The sequence below is a fragment of the Verrucomicrobiales bacterium genome (assembly GCA_016793885.1).
GTDB lineage: Bacteria > Verrucomicrobiota > Verrucomicrobiia > Limisphaerales > UBA11320 > UBA11320.
In genome coordinates, this window is record JAEUHE010000066.1 from 1 (window position 1) to 4,417 (window position 4,417).

General features: G+C 59.2%; 1 protein-coding gene. It reads left to right on the top strand.

Going from position 1 to position 4,417, the window contains the following annotated elements:
- Nucleotides 1-601: 601 nt before the first annotated feature.
- On the top strand, nucleotides 602-3,928 hold the full coding sequence (locus tag JNN07_08410; GenBank protein ID MBL9167749.1) for a hypothetical protein: 3,327 nt from the start codon (nucleotides 602-604) through the stop codon (nucleotides 3,926-3,928).
- Nucleotides 3,929-4,417 lie beyond the last annotated feature (489 nt).

The window sequence follows — 4,417 nt, forward strand, 5'->3', positions numbered from 1 at the left end:
ACCCTTTCAGTCCCTCAGTTCCTTGCGGAGTCTGAGCCTGGGTATCCCAGGGGAGACCTACGCGGGTAGCTTCGCGATTCACTAGTTCGCTCGCCCAGTTGCACCCGGCCGAATCGAGTTTACGTGCGGATCCCTCGTGGGGTCCTCTTGTTACGGACTGGCAGTTCACTTCCAGTTGCTCTCCACGGACACATTACTGCGCCGCAGTTGCTTTCAGTCACAGGCCTGGTGAACTTGGGCCTGGCAGGGACTCTCACCCTGCTATGTTGGTGCGCTTCACAGTCGCACTAGCGTCGTCCGTGTCGGACGACTCCCCTCTCCCATCAGTTTTCCCTTGCTGTCCGGCAAGATTGCTGTAAACCCAAAACGTCACCCCGATTAACGCTCACGCAATGAGCCTGACTTGCATTCGACGCATGGCAGAGCCACGCACAGCATCCGCCGATGGAAGCCGCCTGTCCGCGCTGCTCCCCAATTCGGCACAGGACGAAGATTTAGCATTTCGTCTGACACTCCCGTTTTCTCCCTCCCTCCCTCCCTCCTCAACCTCGGGACGCTCACCCAGGATAGACCTGAATCCCTAACCAAACCCACACCAACCATGAAGCAACCAGAACAAGGACCAACACCTGAAGGACTACCTCAGAAAAGCGCTTATACCGATCTCCGGCGCAGACGACCGCGCACCTGCTGTGGAATCCTCATGGTAGCCGCACTCACCCTGGCCATCACCCCAAACAATGCCCTCTCCGCCAGTTTCACGACCGGATTCGATCCCGATCTCGGCGTGCCGGGAATCCTCTACGGAAGAGCCCTTCTCGACCTCAACGGAGGAAGCGGCGATGGACCGGTCTTAAAGTTGACCCAGGCAAACGGAGAAGCGGGCGGCCTCATCCTCGATGATCTCGATGGCGGCTCAGCCATTGGTGCCTTTGTGGCCACCTTCAAATTGAGGATGGGCAACGACACTAGTTCCCCACCGCAAGGGGATGGCTTTAGTTTCAGCTTCGGTCCCGACATCCCCGACAGTGTGTTCCCGTTTCCAGAGGAAGGCGCGGGAAGCGGCCTCATTGTGTCGTTTGATAGTTTCAACAACGCCGGACCGGCCGGAGAAGCACCCGCAGTGGAAGTTAAATTCAACGACCAGATCATCGCTTCCAAAAAGGTAAACTTCCTCCCAACAGGGACGTCCTTTGTCGATGTCCGTATCGAAGCAGATCGCGATGGCACGCTCGATGTGCAGTTCGGCAGCAACCTGGTTTTCAGCAACCTACTCTGCTTTCGGCCAACTGCGGGCCGGTTTGCGTTGGCTGCCAACTCCGCACTCCAGCGGTTCGTGGGAGACCCTATCGATATGCATTGGGTCGATGACCTTTCCATTACAACAACCCTAACCCAACACACCGCAATCCAATCGGCCAACCCACGTGGCAGCACCGTGCGGCCAGACGCCGTCATCCAGTTGGAAATTCTGGAAGTGTCGACCCAAGTCAAAGCGGACTCGATCCAGCTCAAGTTCGATGGGAATACGGTGGCTGCGAATTTCGCCCGAGCCGGTGGGATCGCTACAGTGAGCTACGATCCCCCCGGTCTCCTGGCTCCGGGCTCCACGCACCGGGTGGAACTTAGCTACTCGGATGACGCCACCCCGGCAGGAACCACAGCCGTAGACTACGAGTTCATCACGTCCCCTTACGTCACGCTGCCACCCAGCTATGCGGTGCCTGAGACGACCATCAACAAGGCAGCGCCCGGCTTCAAAGTCTGGCCTCATCAAGTCGCTCAAAATCTCGGCACCACCATCGACCGGGCCGAACTGCAGTTCGCCGGCAAGCTACTCAACCCGACCGACGGCGCGGTCTTGGAGAACACGGCTGACCTCAACGGAGCGGATGTAGACGGTTCCTTCGCGGTTGAAGGTTTCTTCGACTTCAGCTCCGCTGGAAGCCCCACCGGATTCCTCAGTGACGACGTGGCACTTCCGGGGATCAACCAACCGTTCGAAAACTATGCGCTCGAGGTGGTCACCTATCTCGAACTGACGCCCGGAGCCTACACGTTCGGGATCGGAGGGGTGCGCAACTACAACACCACCGCCGACGGTAGCTATCGCGAATCCGGTTTCCGCCTCACGGCCGGACCGAACCCGCGCCAGCTCTTCGCCCCCGAAATTGCCTCCTTCGATCGAAGCCGCCCCGAAGGCTCAAAGGAGTTTTCATTCGTGGTCGAACAGGCTGGGATCTACCCATTCCGACTCCTCTGGTTCTCCGGTGTGGGCGCCAGCTCGTTGGAATGGTACCGCATCACCTCCGATGGCAATCGCGTTCACCTCGCCGATGTCGCATCCGGGGGCGTTCCTGCCTACCGGGAATCCTTCGTGACGCATCCGTATGTACAGTACACCACGCTGCCCAAACCCAACGAGAATCAGGTCTCTGGAAACACGCTCATCGCAGCCACGCTGGTGGATGGGATCGCGACGGTCAATCCCGCGACCATCCAACTCAGCCTGAACGGCGCAGCCGTCACCGCATCGGTCACCAAGGATCCGGGATCCAACCTCACTCAGATCAGTTTCGATCCCCCCGGCAGCCTGGCTTCCGGGTCCACCAACACTGTCCGCTTGGTCTACGGAGATACGGATGGAACGATCTCGGATAATCAATGGAGCTTCGTGGTCGAGGGAACACTGGACGACCCGGGTCTGATCGTGATCGAAGCCGAGGGCTTCGATGAAAAAACCACTATCGAATCGAACAACCACACCTGGGAGTTAACGACGGTTAACGCCGGGTTCTCCGGGGAAGGCGCCATGGAGGCCACGCCCAACGTGAACCTGAACGTCAACATCGACACCACTATCAGCCCGAGGCTCGACTACAACGTGGAGTTCACCGTCCCCGGCACCTACTACGTTTGGGTGCGCGGGTTGGCCGACAGCGCTCCAGGACTTGGGCAAAACGATTCCATCAATGTTGGAATCGATGGGGCATTGCCCGCAACCAGCGATCGCATCGGGTTCTTTCCACAAGGCTCGGGTTACGTTTGGTCGAATACCACTCTGGACGGCAACACGCGAGCCACGTTCGTGGTCACAACCCCTGGTCGCCATGTTGTGAACGTCTGGATGCGCGAGGACGGCTTCATTATCGACAAGCTGATTCTGAGCAATAATCCAGATTACGAACCCGCTGGAGCAGGTCCTGCCGTCAAACCCGTTCTGGTCGTAGTCGAAGCCGAACACTTCGACGGCAACACCCCGGTCGAATCGAATAATCATGCCTGGGAACTGACCACCGCGACGGCGGGTTACTCCGGAGACGGAGCGATGGAAGCCACCCCCAACGTCAACCTCAATGTGAACATCGACACGACCATCAGCCCTCGGCTCGACTACAACATCGAGATCGTGAAGCCCGGAACCTACTACGTCTGGGTGCGAGGCTTAGCCGACAGCGCGCCCGGGCTTGGCCAGAACGATTCGATTAACGTCGGTCTGGATGGGGAACTTCCAGCCACCAGCGACCGGATCGGCTTCTTCCCGCAAGGATCGGGCTATGTCTGGTCATCCACCACGCTCGACGGCAACTCGCGGGCCATGTTCACCGTGGCGACTCCCGGCGTGCATCAGTTGAACATCTGGATGCGAGAGGATGGATTCATCGTCGACAAACTGCTGGTCACCCCGGATGCCAACTACACCCCGGTGGGAGTGGGCCCGGCGGCCAGCGCCCGTCCCATCTCGACACGGCCCCGCCTCAAGATCGAAAGCACTGATAACGGCCTCCAGATCTCCTGGACTGGCGGGGGATTACTGCACTCAGCGGAAAGCGTCGACGGTCCTTACTCAGAAGTGGCAGGAGGCGCGGCAAGCCCAGTCAGTGTGAGCTCAGGAGCCGCGCGGAGCTTCTATCGCGTGGTGAAGTGAGTTCGAACGCCGCCCTCGGTCGAGACCGGCAACACACCCCCTCTCCGCCCCGCGGAGAGGGGGTTTTTATATGGAGCGCGGTGGCACGACCTAAGCATTACCCACAAGTTCTTCGACCAAATGTTAGAATCCCAAAGGGATTCCGGCTCAAAGCCCAGGGTTGGCGCGACGCAGGAGCGCCTACCCTGGGTGAGTCGTGGTTTTCTCACAACCCCATCGCGGGTTGCGCTTGGGATCACCTGAAGCCCCACAGGGTTCGCAACCCACGATGGGGTTGTGGATTCTATGGCGTTTTCCCCAGGGTAGCTCGTTCCTCCCAACCCTGGGCTTTGAGGCGCAATCCCGTTGAGATAGGGAGGAAGCCCTCCGAACTTGTGGGTAATGCTCAGAGAGGTCTACCGCACTCCAAAGCGGCAATCGCGTCGCGAAGCATATGGAGTGCTGTAGCCCTCTACAGCTTTTCGGGCACCCCGGAGGGGGATCCCAGCT